Genomic DNA, 15,020 nt, shown 5'->3' with positions numbered 1-15,020 from the left:
CTGATATTAAGAAGACAGGGTGCTAACATGGTACTATCAAACAAGTCTCCCGTTATAAACTTGCAGTACAGTCGTGTTCTGCTGTCAGTCAGTTTGCTTCATTTCCTTTCGCTACCCTCGCCACTTCAGGCCGAGACCTGTGACACCTACGACTTCAATCAGAATCGTGAAAGATTTTCACTCTCCCCAGCGTTTCATGAAAAAAATCCTGACGAGGAACTTCAATATGACACAATGCCCTCCCAATCGGCAATACCAGCAAATCCTGATTCAAATCCCTGTTCACAGTCGGATGAATCGCAGGGGAATCTGGAGCTTGCCATAAATATATTTAGCCAGGCAGCAAAAGAAACGCCTGAAAATTTTCTTATCTCCCCTGATGGCCTTTTCAGATCACTGGCACTAATACTCATGGGGGCTACTGGCGAAACCAGGCGACTGCTACAAAGCTACCTGGGGGATAATTACTCTGAGTCATCCGGTGCAACAGCATCAATCGCAACATCTTTTGCACGGGACGAATACTTCATTGAGAATTGTTTGCTCTTGTCCAGTGAACTTGAACTTCGGGAAACTTATCGTGAGAGACTTAAACAAATAAACGCCGATATTCGTGATAAAGTCGACTTCTTCGACCGTGTATTTTTACAAAACCTCGCTGATGAGCTCAACAGACTATTTAGCCAATTAACCCATGGCATGGTTCCTCAATTTTGCCACGTCGACCAATGGCCCCCAGATACCACCTTGGCACTCATAAATTCTATTTACTTCAAGGGGCTTTGGGAAAGGTCTTTTAATGTCCGAAATACAGGCGTATTTACCTTACCCAATAACCAGAGAGTTGTTTTAGAGCAGTTTATGGAGGAGGAAATCAGTTCCATACAATACACAAATCATAATGATTGGGAGGCAGTTACTGTTCCTTACCAGGGGGCGCATGAAATGATTTTGGTTTTACCTCCGGAAGGTATAATGCCTCATGAGATATCACCAAAAATAATAAAAGCATTATTTTCATCCTTAAACTCTGAAGAATCACGCCCATCATATTCAAAAATCTCTCTTGGACTTCCACCCTTTAAAGTTGATTCGAACATTGAATTGAAGAAATTTTTCGATAGAACAGGTTTACATTCTCTTTTTACAAACCCCCTCGAATTAGGAACTATGCTATCCGTCACTCTACCTGTTTACATTAATGTGGTTCGTCAACATTGCGCAATTGAGGTTAATAAAGATGGAACCCGAGCCGCAGCTGTCACACACATGTCATTTTCGAGATCGTTTGTGGAGAGCAATCAGAGAAAATCAATCCAATTTAGTCGACCATTTCTTTATATGTTGCATAATAAAATAACCAAAAAAATCATCATAATTGGACAATTACTAGATCCTCGGAGCACTTCAGGAGCGGGTACCCATTAATCGGAACAGGGGGGCCTCTTGACTCCCCTCACCTTTTTGTCGTGAGCAACGAGGGAGTGCTTTAATTGCGAGCTACCAGTTTCCTCACGCACTCTGGCCCCTTGTTTGAGACGTTATTCACCACTCTGCCCACTTTATAAAAAGACAGCTTGCTAACCTTCTCAGCCGGGTTGCTCAGACTGTCAAAAACCGTCTCATAATTTTCACCCAGCCAATCGTTAGCCTGTTTCTGTTGCAACAAAACAGGCATTCTTTCGGTCAACGGTGATATATCGCCGATAGCAGGGCAAGTGAGGATTGCACAGGATTCGAAACTTAGTTGGTCATCCACAGGATAACTTTCCCAAAGACCGGCAAAGAGACATAATCCACCCGACTTCGGTCGTATATACCAGGGCTGACTGCGGTCCCGCACTTTCTGCCAGTCGAACCAGCCATCAGCCAGAACCAGACAACGTCGCTTTTTCAGGGCATTGCGAAACATCGGTTTGTCGGCAACGGTTTCGATTCTGGCATTAATCTGGGCTCTGGAAAAATCCTGCAGCCAGTGAGGAACCAACCCCCACTTAACCCGAGCATTTTCTAAATCGCCCTGATTATTATGTTTGACAATAAGCACCTGTTCGCCAGGCGCAACATTGTAGGACGGGATATTGGCTTCTGGCTGACGAATACCCAGCCAGCTCAGGCTGATCTGGTCGGCCATCAACGTATAACGACCACACATAATCAGTCTTCCTGAACCTCAGCAGAGTCTTCCAGAACGGGAGACGCCTTGAGGTAATCTTCGATCATTGCTTTGGCCAGACCGGCATCGCCATCTTCAACGTAGAGCGCTAGCAAACCGCTAGCGGGTAGTTCACCAACGGCCCCCGTCAAATAGCTACCTCCCAGATGGCAGGCAATGCCATGGTTCAACAGAACATCCTTGAGGCACTGGGCCTCAAGGAGATTATCAGGACAGAATATTTTAATCATACTTTTATAAAAACACAGCCACCGTCGTAAAGCCAGCTTACTTCAGATAGACCGTCCTGATCTGACTGATCAGTTCATTTGCTTTAGCTCTCTGGGCAGGGTTAAGCAATTCAGACAGTTCCTGCTTCTGTTTACGGGCCGCAGTCTGAAAATCTCCCGCAGAATCTTCCAGACTCAGAGCAGTCCAAATATAAGCAGCAATCAGGTTACGGTCTGTACCTGCTCCCTCATAATAGGACTTCCCCAGCTCGTACTGAGCCTCTGCACTCTTGCCTTCCCGACCTGCCGCACGTTCGATCAGTTGAAACCCTTTTCCGGGATCTTTGGTGACACCACCCAGCCCCTCTCGATAGGCCTTACCCAGCAACAGTTCCGCCTGAACATTGCCCTGGTTCGCCAGAGGTTCCAGTAGAGAAAGGGTTTGACTGGCATTTTCCGGCTTCGCTTTACCAGCCACCAACAGGCTACCCACTTCAAGTATGGCCTGCTCGTCGCCGGAGCTGGCCTGCTTAAGCAGGCTGGAAAAGTCAGCAGTCCAACCGCTCAGGGAAAACAGCAATGAGAAGGCCAGCAGCCCACCGCAGCACTTTTTATTCAATGACATCTGCTACCTCTAGCCATTTTGAGCAGACGACTGCCCAGTTATTTCATTATTGGAACGCTGATGTGTTCGTAGGGGCGGAGTATACACACTCGAGACAGGGAATACTGCAAGGTTTCAATTTTGAATAACTCATAAATCAGTGAAACCCACATCAACAAACATACATACACCCACCCACCTTAATTCTCAAACCGTTACAAAGTGCCACAACCCCGCTACAGACCCTTTGTTTTAATACCTATATACTCAACGGTTTAACTCACCGCTGTTATATAAGGCAATAATCCCGAACAGATGGAACGCTTTGAAGAAATCCGCCCCTATCACGATCGAGAGGTAAGGCCTGTCCTGAACCGCCTGTTGCTGGACCGTGAACTGATTCAGGCGCTGGTACATCATCAGTACCCCAACATGCCAGGCTTCCTTGGTGGTGTTGCGAGCTGGCTGACTGCTATGGGACTGCGCTACAAGCTAAAGAACATTCATAACATTGATGGACTGCAGGAGGTCATTGAACCTTACCTGACCCGTGTCATTGAAGGCAGCACTTCCGGCATCAGCTTTTCCGGACTGGACCAGCTCGACAAAGAGCAGGCTTACCTGTTCGTGTCTAATCACCGGGACATCGTTATGGATCCTGCCTTTGTCAATCTCGCTGTTTATAAACAGGGCATGCAAACCGTTCGAATAGCCATTGGTGACAACCTGCTGCAAAGACCTTTTGTCAGTGATCTGATGCGCCTCAACAAAAGTTTTATCGTCAAACGATCCATAGAAGGCCGCCGGGAAAAGCTCAAGGCTTATCAGACACTGTCAGCCTATATTCATCATTCCATTGATACCGGGCATCCCGTCTGGATCGCCCAGAGTGAAGGACGGGCAAAAGACGGTGATGACAAAACCGACTCCGCCATCATCAAGATGTTTCATATGAGCCGAAAAGCTGCGGATACTTCTTTTGCCGACAGCATTCGTTCCATGAACCTGGTACCCGTATCAATTGCTTACGAATACGACCCCTGCGATCTGGCCAAAGCCAGGGAACTCTTCGCGACTGAAGCCCAGGGCAATTATGAAAAGTTCGAAGGTGAAGACCTTCAAAGCATCGTGACTGGCATTAATGGTTTCAAAGGCGGTGTCCATGTAGCTTTTGGCACACCGCTGAAGGAAAAGTATGAAAACGCCAACCAGGTTGTTGAAGAAGTGGATCGTCAGGTTCATCAGAACTATTACCTGTTTGCTTCCAATCTGATTGCCTTTGATCGACTCCGCAGTGCCTATCCCCATGTGACAGAGTGTTCTTTAAAAGCCCTATTTGAAAAATTTTGCCCGGATGAGTCGCTTGATAGTAAAGTCAGAGATTTCGATGACCGTTTGGCTCTGTGCCCAAAGGCTCATCAACCCTGGTTCCTGAAGATGTATGCCAATCCGGTTTTCAATCATTTTGCTGGACAATGACATGACCCTGCATAAGCTGTGCTTTTTTGTTCCTGAAAGTCATCTTGAATCGGTGAAAACTGCCGTCTTTGCGACTGGTGCCGGGCGTTACGAAAACTACGACAGCTGTTGTTGGCAAACAGCTGGCCAGGGTCAGTTCAGACCGCTGAATGGCAGCGCCCCTTTCATTGGCAGGCAGGATATGGTGGAAATCGTTGAGGAATTCAAGGTTGAAATGATCTGTGAGGAGCAGTACCTGAAAGCAGCCATTGCCGCGTTGAGATCGGCACACCCTTATGAAGAGCCAGCCTTTGAAAGCTGGCCGGTAAGCGTTTCCTGAGTTTAAAGTCCGGGAAACGCCTCATTGAGAAAACGCATAAAATTCCTTTTAGTCCTGTATTCTTCACGCAGCTCATCAAGCCACCGACTAAATGCCTGCGGCTGATTCAGTCCTGCCAATATCTGCTGGCATTCAACCAATAGTTCAACCGCCTCTTGATAACTTTTACTCGTTCTTTTCTGAACACAATCCTTAACGAGCTTCTCATAGAGAAAACGAGAACGTTCTCCATCTTGCCGAAAATGTTTTCTCAGCTCGTAGAGCAATGTAGCATCCGGATCTGCATCTGTGACCAGTTGCCAGGCTGACTCCAGATCCGATCCAGCAAGAAAAGCCATCATCAGTGTGTTTAACACACGGTGGTGGTGATAACCCTGAGTGCTGACAACCCGCTCTTTCATCCAGTCTATGGCTTTTTGCCGCCAGTCTTCCTGACTGTTCAGGTCTTCTGAAAGCTCTTGTAAGTGCTCAAAAGTAGACAGTGTCGGTGACTCTTTAAATTGCTCCCAAACGTCCTGCAAAGCTTCAGTGTTACGCCCCGTCTTCAATAACAGTAACTGTTGCAGTTCATGAATCCGGGCCGATTCACTAAAACTACTGCCCTGCCGGGCCATATCGAGGTAATTCCAGGCCTCATCATACTCACCCAGCTCCATATGAGAACGGGCAATAACCAGATACTCCTCCTCTGTCCTGGCGATCTTTTTATAGAGATGGATCAAAGTCTTGTAGTCATTTTCCAGCTTGGGTACGACTTGCAGAATCCTCAGCAAACGGTCATAAATGAATCGATCCCGCCAGTTATCACTCTTAAGCCTGGGTAACCCATCCCAACGGGCCCGGGCGATATCAAGGAAAGCTTCCCGACACTCCGAAGTCATTACCTCACTGAAATCATCCGGAATGCGACCATGCCATCCACCTTCATGCCTGAGTAGTAATTCCATGAGATGTTGGGCTTTTGACGCTTCAGACCCACTCAGTGCAGCAAAGGCTTCAACATACATCCTCTGTAGCTGAGCGATAGACTCAAACCTGAAACCTCCTGAATCATCGATGGTTTCCAGCGCACGAAAGATTCGGGACATAGCGTAGTCCAGCAACGCCATCTGGTCACTGGCTGCCAGCTTTTTTAGTGGCGATTCAAGGGCAAATATTACCTGTTCAACATTGGCAAAATATTGCCTGACCTGGGCATATCTAAAACAATGACGATTATAGGGAATGGCGGCGGTTATTCGTTTGCGGATGGTTTTTTTATCCATTATCCCCAACGCTGTCTCAGCCTTGAGCAACCATTGCTCTCGCACTGAACGACTACTGTCTATCATTTCAACAAAGTGTCCCACCAGCTCTTCTTTGGGTATTTGCAATAAATAAGCTGCCAGTATGTCGGTGGCCTGTGCGCCTTCTTTCAACCGGAGCACAGATACTTTATCCCGTAATACCATGCTCACAGCAACGCAATGCTTGCAAAAGTCGATACCGTCGGAAGCAGGACAATCACAACTGCCGTCCAGGGCACTCTGGGTATAAACCAGATTGACCCGATATACCACGCTACCCATGACCTTGGCAGATACTCTCTCACCCTGAAGCGACAGCTCTCCGACCCGGCCTTCCTGGTAGTATCCCTTCCCCTGGGAAAAAGCTTTCCCGCCTGCCAGCTTCACTAACTGCTGATCGGTAATTTCCGGCCTGTCGTTCACGCTGCTCCAACCTGATGTAGGATAATCCTTTAGTTAAGAAAGCACTCTGCGGTCAGGCAGTGCGATATCTTCCATCCGCTGAGGAAAACAACCTGTTTGACGATCACTGAAGTAATGGCGAAGGGTACGACTGATGGTATTGAAAGCCAATTCATCCCATGGAATATCTTCTTCGCTGAAAAGAGCTACTGCTTCACTCTCTTCACCGGCGCAGAACTCAGGTTTATCAAGATGAGCCAGAAAAAATACCGAGAGTTGGCTCACATGAACAATATTAAACAGGGTATACAATGATTGGAGCGTAACCTCTGCTCCGGCCTCTTCCATGGTTTCCCGAAGGGCAGCCTGTTCGAGGGTTTCTCCCAGCTCCATGAAACCGCCGGGCAATGTCCAGTACCCCCTGCGCGGTTCGATAGCGCGTTTGCAGAGGAGCACTTTACCTTCGTAGACCGGCAGACAACCTGCGACGATTAGCGGATTTTGATAGTGAATTTTGCCACAGTCGTCACAAACATCACGTAATCGGTTATCGCCACAGGGGATCTTCTTACTGACCTTAGCACCACATTCACTGCAGAAATTCACTGTTTTTCCTTCTAACTATGAAAATCTTTCTTCACCTTAACCCGATTCATAACCGAAGTCACTTTAATCAAAATTGGCGTAGAAAATGCATAACATTTCTTTACCAGATGGAGCACGCTGTAAAAAACATCTGTGTTATGATCTTTTTAAAGCACGAAAAAACAGCGTTGCACCTAAGGAATGATAGCCCTGCCCGGTGTTACAGGCAGTCTGGTATCCAAGGTCGATAATAACAATGTTCCAACGGCGCCTTTTCCAATGCCATTCTGTTTTTTAAGCATCTGAATGTCGCCGTGAAAGCCAGAGATTCCCGTGTTATATGTTGATTACAGATATTGAGCGAAGACTCCACAAACATCAGCCAAGAAGTATAGACACCCCTCTTCCGGAAGCCGCCGTTCTTGTACCTCTGGTGACCAATAACCAGGGACAGGCCACCGAAATCATCCTGACCCGAAGGGCTACTCACCTGAACAAACACAGCGGAGAAGTGGCATTTCCCGGCGGCAAACGAGAAGACGACGATCGTGACCTGATCCATACCGCCCTGAGAGAATCCCAGGAAGAGATAGACCTGAAACCATCTTCAGTTCAGATTCTGGGCACTATGGGGCCGGTCATTTCCCGCTTCGGTATCAAAGTGATCCCTGTCATCGGCTCTGTGCCGGAAAACTTGTCGCTCAGCGCCAATATTGAAGAGCTGGACCGCATTTTTCACGTTCCACTGGACTTTCTCACCAATCCGGACAATCTACAGTTTCACCATTGGAGTATGAACGAAAAAACCTACTCCATGCCCTCGTATCAATACGGTGAATATCTGATTTGGGGGTTGACCGCCATAATGCTGGTAGAATTTCTGAACGTGGGATTGAACACCACCATTCCACTGGATGCACCTCAGTTTCATGCCAGCCACAGCCACCCGCAAAATCGCTAACCCTCGGGCTGGCGAAAACCAAAATTCATTCAGCGAAATTAATCATTCAAGTTAAGCAGTGAAAATCTTCACTGCTTTTACCCGGTTGTCCTTGACCTGCATAATCTCAAACCGGTAGCCACCTATCTTGAGACAAACACTGGATTCCGGAATAAACTCCATCATCTCGGTGATCAAACCGTTGATCGTCCTTGCATCCTCAGTGGGCAACTTCCAACCCAGAGAACGGTTAATATCTCTTACAGAGGCCGAACCATCAATGATGTAGCTACCGTCTTCCTGAGGGGTAATATCTTGACTGGAGTCGGATACATCGGTGGTAAAATCACCCACAATTTCTTCCAGGATATCTTCCAGCGTCACCAGGCCAAGAATATCGCCATATTCATCGACCACCAGTGCGACACGCTCTTTAGATTTCTGAAAATTAAACAGCTGAGTATGCAGGGGAGTACTTTCGGGTACATAGTATGGCTCCGTTGTTTCCTGCAGCAGAATTGCTTTATTGACTTCTTCCTGACTGAGCAATCGAGCTACCTTTCTCATATGCAACATACCCACAAGATTGTTTACATCACCGCGATAGACCGGCAAACGGGTGTGCTGACAGGCTCTTAACTGCTCCAGGATATCCTTGATGTCATCGTCAATATCAATCCCGAAAATTTCATTTCGGGGTACCATGATATCGTCAACCCGGACATTCTCCAGATCCAGAATACCCAGCAACATTCCCCGTCTTTTCTGCGGCAACAACATACCGGGGTCGGTCACAATGGTACGCAACTCTTCAGCGTTCAACTGATCTTCCGCAGCCTGGCCGGGTTTAATACCAAAAGGCCTCAGCAGGAAGCCACAGACCCAGTTTAAAACCACTACCATGGGATAGAAGAGTTTCAGCAGGGGCGTCAAAATAAAAGAGGCAGGAAAGGCTATCTTTTCCGGATAGAGTGCTGCAACCGTCTTGGGCGTTACTTCACCGAAAATCAGTACTGCCACTGTCAGGCCCAAAGTGGCAATAGCAATACCGCTATCACCCCAGAGTCTCACTGCCACCAGAGTAGCCAGGGCAGAAGCCAGGATATTAACAAAGTTATTGCCAATCAGAATCACACCAATCAGCCTGTCAGGACGCTCTAGCAACTTATGGGTTCGCTTCGCGGCTTTATGATTCTTGCGAACGAGATGCCGCAGGCGATAGCGGTTGATCGCCATCATGCCGGTTTCCGAGCTGGAAAAAAAAGCCGACAGCAGCATTAATAGGGCCAATATGGATAATAGAAGGCTGGTTGATGCTTCGCTCAAGAGTGAAATCGCTCGTTCAGATTCTGGTGATGGAGCCGCTAATTCTAACGTTTCGCGCTATGAACCCCAAACACTTTTATCATTCTTTCTGACTCAAATAGAAGAGGGTCAGCAAAAACAACGTCGCCATCCTGAAGCCAGGCTGAATACCGTTCCAGCTTCGGGACTGCCAGGCCAGAAACCACTCACCTGAAATCCCCACAAAAGCCAGAAACCAGAGCAAAACACCCAGAGTCAAACCAGCCAGAGCCAGAGATTTGCTTTCATGGAAATCTTCATTTTGTATGTTGCGGATCATAAAAATGACACCCGCCCAACACAAAAGGGCTATCACTGCCTCAACAGCGATAATCAGGCTGTAAGCTCCTCTCCAGATCACCGGATTGTGAACCGCCCGCCATTCAGCCTGAGCAGTGTTCCCAGTTGTATCCATGGTCATCACATGCTGGACATAAAGATAATTGCTCTGGTAATCCACCAAATTATTAAAGACAACCAATAAACTGAACAGAGCAACTGCGGCTACCAGGACAATTTTACTAAGCTTAACGGCTATTATCATTTTCATAGCCCCTAACATTAGCTGGGTTTAAAGGGATCTCAAGCTGCAAGCAAGAAGGTATTGAAAAAAGAGAGTGAAACGGGAGAGGAGCAGAAAGCAGAGCCTGCTCCGAAAAGACTTATCTGACCAGAATAAAGTCCACAATCGTTCGCCAGCCAAAGTATGCCACCAGCAACAGAATAAAGCCGGAAACCGTCCAGCGCATCGCCTTTTGACCGCGCCAGCCATTCACCCAGCGCCCAATCAACAGGGTCGCAAACAGCACCCAGGCGACGAGAGAAAGCACTGTTTTGTGGAGCATATCTTTGGCAAACATATTATCGATATACAAGAAGCCTGAAATCAGCGACAGGGTCAGCAGGATCACACCGACTGAAAGAAACTCGAACAACAGTTTTTCCATAGTCTGCAGGGGAGGCAGGGCCTTTAGCAGACGCTTTTGATTATGACTCCTCAGTTGCTTCTCCTGATAGGCCAGCAGCAGCGACTGACACACAGCCACCATTAACAAGCCATAGGCCAATACTGACAGCAGAACATGCACCACCATCAGAGTGGGTGAATGAAAAATGTGTTCCACCGGAGTCAACCAGCCCACCAGAACCGAGATAATGGTAAAGGGCAGAATCGTGACCAGCAGTATTTCAGAAGGCTTGCGCAGACTACTGAGCAACACCACCAGCGTGACGATCAGTGTCGTCATGGAACTGATCGTGAAAATGCCAAGATTGGTTCCCTTATCGCTGTGAATGGAAAAATAGAGCGATAAAGCATGCAATACAGCTCCGGCTGAGGTGGCCAGTAACACCCTGTTTCGGGCGCCACCGTGACCAGTAATTCTTCCCCACTGGCAGGCCATTCCCACCGCATAAAAAATGATGGCACCGATGCTCACGAGCATGACATTCATTGAATCGTTATAACCTCCATCTGAAATTTTCCTGGTGGCGAAACCGTCAAAAAGCCACTTCGGAAGATGCAAACCAGAGCTTGCCATGTCCAAATCTACACAAGAACCCGTTTGTTTTCATCCATCAAGCAGAAATACTGTCCGTACCGAGACCCGATGCTGCCCCTTTTGCCCGGGATTGGATATAATGGTCGACATCTACCCACATACACCTTACGTCATGGTATTTCCAAGGTAACCGGATGTTCGAGAATTTAACCGAACGCCTGTCGCAGACGCTTCGTAACGTCACCGGCAAGGCGAAACTGTCTGAAGACAACATTAAGGACACTCTCCGCGAAGTTCGCAAAGCTCTGCTGGAGGCTGACGTTGCCCTGCCTGTGGTCAAGGAGTTCATCAGCCGGATCAGGGAACGGGCGATTGGCCAGGAAGTACAGGCCAGCCTGAGTCCGGGTCAGGCCTTCGTCAAGATTGTTCAGGCAGAACTGATTTCGGTCATGGGCGAAGCCAATGACCAGTTAAACCTGTCGACTCAGCCTCCTGCCGTCTTGCTGATGGCCGGACTGCAGGGTGCCGGTAAAACCACCTCTGTGGCCAAATTGGGTAAATTCTTAAAGGAACGCCACAAAAAATCCGTTATGGTCGTCAGTGCTGACGTATACCGTCCTGCAGCGATCAAACAGCTGGAAACTCTGGCGAGTGAAGTCGGCGTGGATTTCTTCCCATCCAACATTGAGCAAAAGCCTGTTGATATTGCCACAGCAGCCATTCAGGAGGCTCGCCTGAAGCATATCGACGTAGTCATTGTCGATACTGCCGGCCGCCTGCACATCGACAGCGACATGATGACAGAAATTCAGGCACTGCACAGTGCCGTTAATCCTGTCGAAACCCTGTTTGTAGTTGACGCCATGACCGGTCAGGATGCCGCCAATACCGCCAAGGCCTTTGGCGACGCTCTGCCCCTGACCGGTGTCATTCTGACCAAGGCAGATGGTGACGCACGTGGTGGTGCCGCCCTGTCTGTTCGCCACATTACCGGCAAGCCGATCAAATTCATGGGAGTCGGTGAAAAGACAGACGCTCTGGACCCCTTCCACCCGGATCGTATTGCTTCCCGAATCCTGGGCATGGGTGACGTTCTCTCTCTGATTGAAGAAGCTGAACAAAAGCTCGACAAAAAGAAAGCCGACAAACTTGCCAGCAAACTGAAAAAGGGAAAAGGCTTTGACCTGGAAGACTTCCGTGACCAACTTCAGCAGATGAAGAAAATGGGCGGACTGGCAGGGGTTATGGACAAACTTCCCGGAATGCCGGGTATGCCTGCCAACGCGGCGGGCCAGATGGACAACAAGATTTTCATTCAGATGGAAGCCATCATCGACTCTATGACACCGACTGAACGTGCCAACCCGGACATTATGAACGGCTCCCGCAAAAAACGTATTGCCACAGGTTCCGGTACCCAGATTCAGGACATCAATCGCCTGATCAAGCAGCACAAGCAGATGAGCAAAATGATGAAGAAAGTCACCAAAAAAGGCGGCCTGACCAAGCTGATGCGCGGTCTGGGCGGCATGAAAGGTCAGATGCCCGGTGGCATGGGTGGAATGTTACCTCCCGGTGGCGGGAAGAAGTTCCCTTTCTAACTCTTTCTGAACCAAAGCATGACCAGCTTGCCTGAGGCAGGCTGGCCATTTAATCCGCATCACGTGCATTTTATTACACCCGGCCAAGCCTGCTTTCTTGCCAGTCTGACCCACAGAGCATGCCCTGCCCCCTCACCATGAGAGTGTCCACAGCAAGATAAGTGTCAAGCATATTGTCAGCAGGACGGTTATTCCTTAGAATATGCGCCCTTCATGGCTCACTGTCAGTGTTCCATGAGGCTGGAGGCTTCCGAGCCCTCAGAGACAAGCGTTGCCGGACATCACGATTACAGGAAATTATTCCATGGTAACAATTCGTTTAGCTCGCGGCGGTTCCAAAAAGCGTCCGTTCTACCACCTGACTGTTGCTGACAGCCGTAAGGCTCAAGGTGGCCGTTTCATCGAGCGTGTAGGTTTCTTCAACCCTACAGCCCGTGGTCAGGAAGAACGTCTGCGTGTGGATCAGGAGCGTGTTGAGTTCTGGCTGGGCCAGGGCGCTACCGTATCCGACCGCGTTAGCAAGCTGCTGAAAGAATCCAAAGCAGCCTGAGGTCAGGTTTGAACCACCATGAGCCGTGTAGAGCAGCCGAGAGCTGTTTAAGAGCCATGAGCCGTTTAACCATCACCTCAAAAAGGAACAGAACCAGTGAATAAAGCATCAGCAACCGCTCAACCCAAACAGGTTGTCCTCGGAAGTATTACTGGTGTGTACGGAGTAAAAGGCTGGGTAAAAGTGTATTCACACACCAACCCCATGACCAACATTCTGAACTACAAACACTGGATTTTGCGCCAGGATGGTCGCCAGCGGACCATTGAAGTCGATCAGGGACGCCGTCAGGGCAAGGGTCTGGTCGCACACATCGCCGGATGCGATGACCGGGATATCGCCCGCCAGTTTACTGGTGCGGAAATCCTGATCGCTGAAAGCGAACTGCCCCCGCTGGCTGATGACGAGATTTATTGGCATCAGCTTGAAGGTCTGGAAGTGAAAACCGCTGACGAAGCGGGCAAGGAACTTCTGCTGGGCAAAGCCAGCCATCTGATGGAAACAGGAGCCAACGACGTACTGGTCATCAAAGCCTGTAAGGGCAGCATTGACCGACGCGAGCGGCTGGTACCCTGGTTACCGGATCAGGTGATTCTGGAAGTGAATCCGGAAGCAGGGTTCATTCGGATTGACTGGGATCCGGAATTTTAACCGTTATGAGTGAAACTGACATGGACAGCCCTGAGCTGAAAGGCCCGGAGCCTGCGAACAGCCCTGAGCCGTTAAGCAGCCCTGAGCCGTTAAACAGCCATGAACATTCACCCATAACAGCAGATATGTGGTTCGGCGTTGTAACCCTCTTCCCGGAAATGTTTCGGGCCATTACTGATCACGGCATATCCGGCCGGGCTGTAAAGGAGGGGATCGTCTCAGTGAAAACCTGGAACCCCAGAGACTTCACTCACGACAAACACCGAACTGTGGATGACCGACCTTACGGCGGTGGTCCCGGCATGTTGATGAAAATTCAACCTCTGCGTGACGCCATCCATGCAGCCAAAAAAGCTGCTGGAACCGATGCCACGGTAGTATACCTGTCTCCCCAGGGACGCCTGCTTGATCAGGCCGGGGTTCAGGAGCTGGCCGCCAAAAAACGGCTTATTCTGGTATCGGGGCGGTATGAAGGTATTGATGAGCGTGTAATCAACGAAGAAGTCGACGAGGAATGGTCGATCGGTGATTACGTGTTAAGTGGTGGCGAACTCGCCTCCATGACTCTGATTGATGCAGTTTCACGCTTTGTACCGGGCACCCTGGGTCACAAGGATTCCGCACTAGAGGACTCCTTTGCTGATGGCCTGCTGGATTGTCCGCACTATACCCGCCCCGAAATTTTCAAGGGGCAGAAAGTGCCGGAAGTCCTGTTGTCTGGGGATCATGCAAAAATTCGTGCATGGCGCCTCAAACAAGCACTGGGCAGAACCTGGTTGAGAAGACCGGACCTGTTGCAAGACAGGAAACTGACCCGCGAAGAGGAAAAACTGTTGTCTGAATTTATTCAGGAACATCCTTCTTCGGATAGCCGCAGCAAGGCAGACTCGACGAGCGGAACACTTGACTAACGGGAGCAAAATTTAAAATGAGCAAGAACAGAATCATTGAAGCGCTCGAACAAGAGCAGATGACCAAAGAAATCCCGAGCTTCGGCCCTGGTGACACCTTGGTTGTACAAGTTAAGGTTAAAGAAGGCAACCGTGAGCGTCTGCAGGCGTTCGAAGGTGTCTGCATTGCCAAGCGTAATCGTGGCCTGAACTCCGCTTTCACCGTTCGCAAGATTTCCAGCGGTGTTGGCGTTGAGCGTGTTTTCCAGACATACAGCCCCCTGATCGCTTCTATCAATGTGAAGCGCCGCGGTGACGTACGTCAAGCCAAGCTCTACTACCTGCGTGCTCTGAGCGGTAAAGCAGCTCGTATCAAGGAAAAGCTCAACTAAGAGTCGTTTTCGCATCTCGCGAAAAGGACTCTTCAGGGTTCTCCAAAACCCGGAGCAAGACGCTCAGGGTAATATAAGTTCTGACAATCC

The 15,020-nt window shown here is 49.0% G+C and carries 17 protein-coding genes; 9 read left to right on the top strand and 8 right to left on the bottom strand.

The window, feature by feature from the left end:
- Positions 1 to 1,428, top strand: a 1,428-nt coding sequence (locus tag KDK19_RS14100) for a serpin family protein (RefSeq protein ID WP_257292206.1), incomplete at its 5' end; no start/stop codon positions are given.
- Positions 1,429 to 1,489: 61 nt separating this feature from the next.
- Here the strand turns inward: KDK19_RS14100 and KDK19_RS14095 are convergent.
- From KDK19_RS14095 to KDK19_RS14085, 3 genes are read right to left on the bottom strand one after another with little or no spacing between them, the layout of a single operon-like run.
- The gene (locus KDK19_RS14095; RefSeq protein ID WP_257274919.1) at positions 1,490 to 2,155 is read right to left on the bottom strand and encodes an SOS response-associated peptidase; all 666 of its coding nucleotides are present in this window, start codon (positions 2,153 to 2,155) and stop codon (positions 1,490 to 1,492) included.
- Positions 2,156 to 2,157: 2 nt separating this feature from the next.
- A complete protein-coding gene (locus KDK19_RS14090) occupies positions 2,158 to 2,406 on the bottom strand; it encodes a DUF2007 domain-containing protein (RefSeq protein WP_257253439.1) in 249 nt (82 codons plus the stop codon).
- Between the two features lie 37 nt (positions 2,407 to 2,443).
- On the bottom strand, positions 2,444 to 3,010 hold the full coding sequence (locus KDK19_RS14085) for a tetratricopeptide repeat protein (RefSeq protein WP_257253438.1): 567 nt from the start codon (positions 3,008 to 3,010) through the stop codon (positions 2,444 to 2,446).
- A 294-nt stretch (positions 3,011 to 3,304) separates the two neighbouring features.
- Here KDK19_RS14085 and KDK19_RS14080 point away from each other — a divergent pair, with 294 nt between their 5' ends.
- Entirely contained in the window at positions 3,305 to 4,468 is a 1,164-nt protein-coding gene (locus KDK19_RS14080) for a 1-acyl-sn-glycerol-3-phosphate acyltransferase (RefSeq protein ID WP_257292205.1), read from the top strand.
- A 1-nt stretch (position 4,469) separates the two neighbouring features.
- Complete coding sequence (locus KDK19_RS14075) at positions 4,470 to 4,787, top strand: NGG1p interacting factor NIF3 (RefSeq protein ID WP_306801348.1); 318 nt, start codon at positions 4,470 to 4,472, stop codon at positions 4,785 to 4,787.
- A 2-nt stretch (positions 4,788 to 4,789) separates the two neighbouring features.
- Here the strand turns inward: KDK19_RS14075 and KDK19_RS14070 are convergent, their stop codons facing one another.
- Both KDK19_RS14070 and KDK19_RS14065 read right to left on the bottom strand, forming a co-directional pair.
- Positions 4,790 to 6,496 carry an SWIM zinc finger domain-containing protein gene (locus tag KDK19_RS14070; RefSeq protein ID WP_257280722.1) on the bottom strand — a complete coding sequence of 569 codons (1,707 nt, stop codon included), beginning with the start codon at positions 6,494 to 6,496 and terminating at the stop codon, positions 4,790 to 4,792.
- A 33-nt stretch (positions 6,497 to 6,529) separates the two neighbouring features.
- Positions 6,530 to 7,081 carry an NUDIX hydrolase gene (locus tag KDK19_RS14065; protein ID WP_257274916.1) on the bottom strand — a complete coding sequence of 184 codons (552 nt, stop codon included), beginning with the start codon at positions 7,079 to 7,081 and terminating at the stop codon, positions 6,530 to 6,532.
- A gap of 319 nt (positions 7,082 to 7,400) precedes the next feature.
- Between KDK19_RS14065 and KDK19_RS14060 the strand changes: the two genes are divergently transcribed.
- Positions 7,401 to 8,021 (top strand): CoA pyrophosphatase, encoded by a 621-nt coding sequence (locus KDK19_RS14060; RefSeq protein ID WP_257274915.1) that lies wholly within the window; start codon positions 7,401 to 7,403, stop codon positions 8,019 to 8,021.
- A 51-nt stretch (positions 8,022 to 8,072) separates the two neighbouring features.
- Here the strand turns inward: KDK19_RS14060 and KDK19_RS14055 are convergent, their stop codons facing one another.
- The 3 genes from KDK19_RS14055 to KDK19_RS14045 form a co-directional block, all read right to left on the bottom strand.
- On the bottom strand, positions 8,073 to 9,326 hold the full coding sequence (locus KDK19_RS14055) for an HlyC/CorC family transporter (RefSeq protein ID WP_257280723.1): 1,254 nt from the start codon (positions 9,324 to 9,326) through the stop codon (positions 8,073 to 8,075).
- Positions 9,327 to 9,405: 79 nt separating this feature from the next.
- The gene (locus tag KDK19_RS14050; RefSeq protein WP_257292204.1) at positions 9,406 to 9,894 is read right to left on the bottom strand and encodes a DUF2165 family protein; all 489 of its coding nucleotides are present in this window, start codon (positions 9,892 to 9,894) and stop codon (positions 9,406 to 9,408) included.
- A 112-nt stretch (positions 9,895 to 10,006) separates the two neighbouring features.
- Positions 10,007 to 10,885: an inner membrane protein YpjD gene (locus KDK19_RS14045; RefSeq protein WP_257292203.1), complete on the bottom strand. Its 879-nt coding sequence runs from the start codon at positions 10,883 to 10,885 to the stop codon at positions 10,007 to 10,009.
- A 155-nt stretch (positions 10,886 to 11,040) separates the two neighbouring features.
- On the opposite strand from KDK19_RS14045, the gene ffh reads away from it, so the two are divergent.
- The 5 genes from ffh (at position 11,041) to rplS (ending at position 14,930) form a co-directional block, all read left to right on the top strand.
- Positions 11,041 to 12,447 carry a signal recognition particle protein gene (gene ffh / locus KDK19_RS14040; protein ID WP_257280726.1) on the top strand — a complete coding sequence of 469 codons (1,407 nt, stop codon included), beginning with the start codon at positions 11,041 to 11,043 and terminating at the stop codon, positions 12,445 to 12,447.
- 304 nt (positions 12,448 to 12,751) lie between these two features.
- Positions 12,752 to 12,997 carry a 30S ribosomal protein S16 gene (rpsP, locus tag KDK19_RS14035; protein WP_257280764.1) on the top strand — a complete coding sequence of 82 codons (246 nt, stop codon included), beginning with the start codon at positions 12,752 to 12,754 and terminating at the stop codon, positions 12,995 to 12,997.
- A 96-nt stretch (positions 12,998 to 13,093) separates the two neighbouring features.
- Positions 13,094 to 13,648, top strand: coding sequence for a ribosome maturation factor RimM (gene rimM / locus KDK19_RS14030; protein WP_257280727.1), 555 nt, complete (start codon positions 13,094 to 13,096; stop codon positions 13,646 to 13,648).
- A gap of 125 nt (positions 13,649 to 13,773) precedes the next feature.
- Positions 13,774 to 14,559, top strand: a complete 786-nt coding sequence (gene trmD, locus KDK19_RS14025) for a tRNA (guanosine(37)-N1)-methyltransferase TrmD (protein ID WP_257280765.1) — start codon at positions 13,774 to 13,776, stop codon at positions 14,557 to 14,559.
- 17 nt (positions 14,560 to 14,576) lie between these two features.
- Positions 14,577 to 14,930, top strand: a complete 354-nt coding sequence (rplS, locus tag KDK19_RS14020) for a 50S ribosomal protein L19 (protein WP_257280728.1) — start codon at positions 14,577 to 14,579, stop codon at positions 14,928 to 14,930.
- Positions 14,931 to 15,020: the final 90 nt, after the last annotated feature.

Source organism: Endozoicomonas sp. ONNA1 (assembly GCF_024606325.1).
Lineage (GTDB): Bacteria > Pseudomonadota > Gammaproteobacteria > Pseudomonadales > Endozoicomonadaceae > Endozoicomonas_A.
Note: the sequence above shows the minus strand (reverse complement) of the source record. Positions and strands in the feature narration are given on the sequence as shown.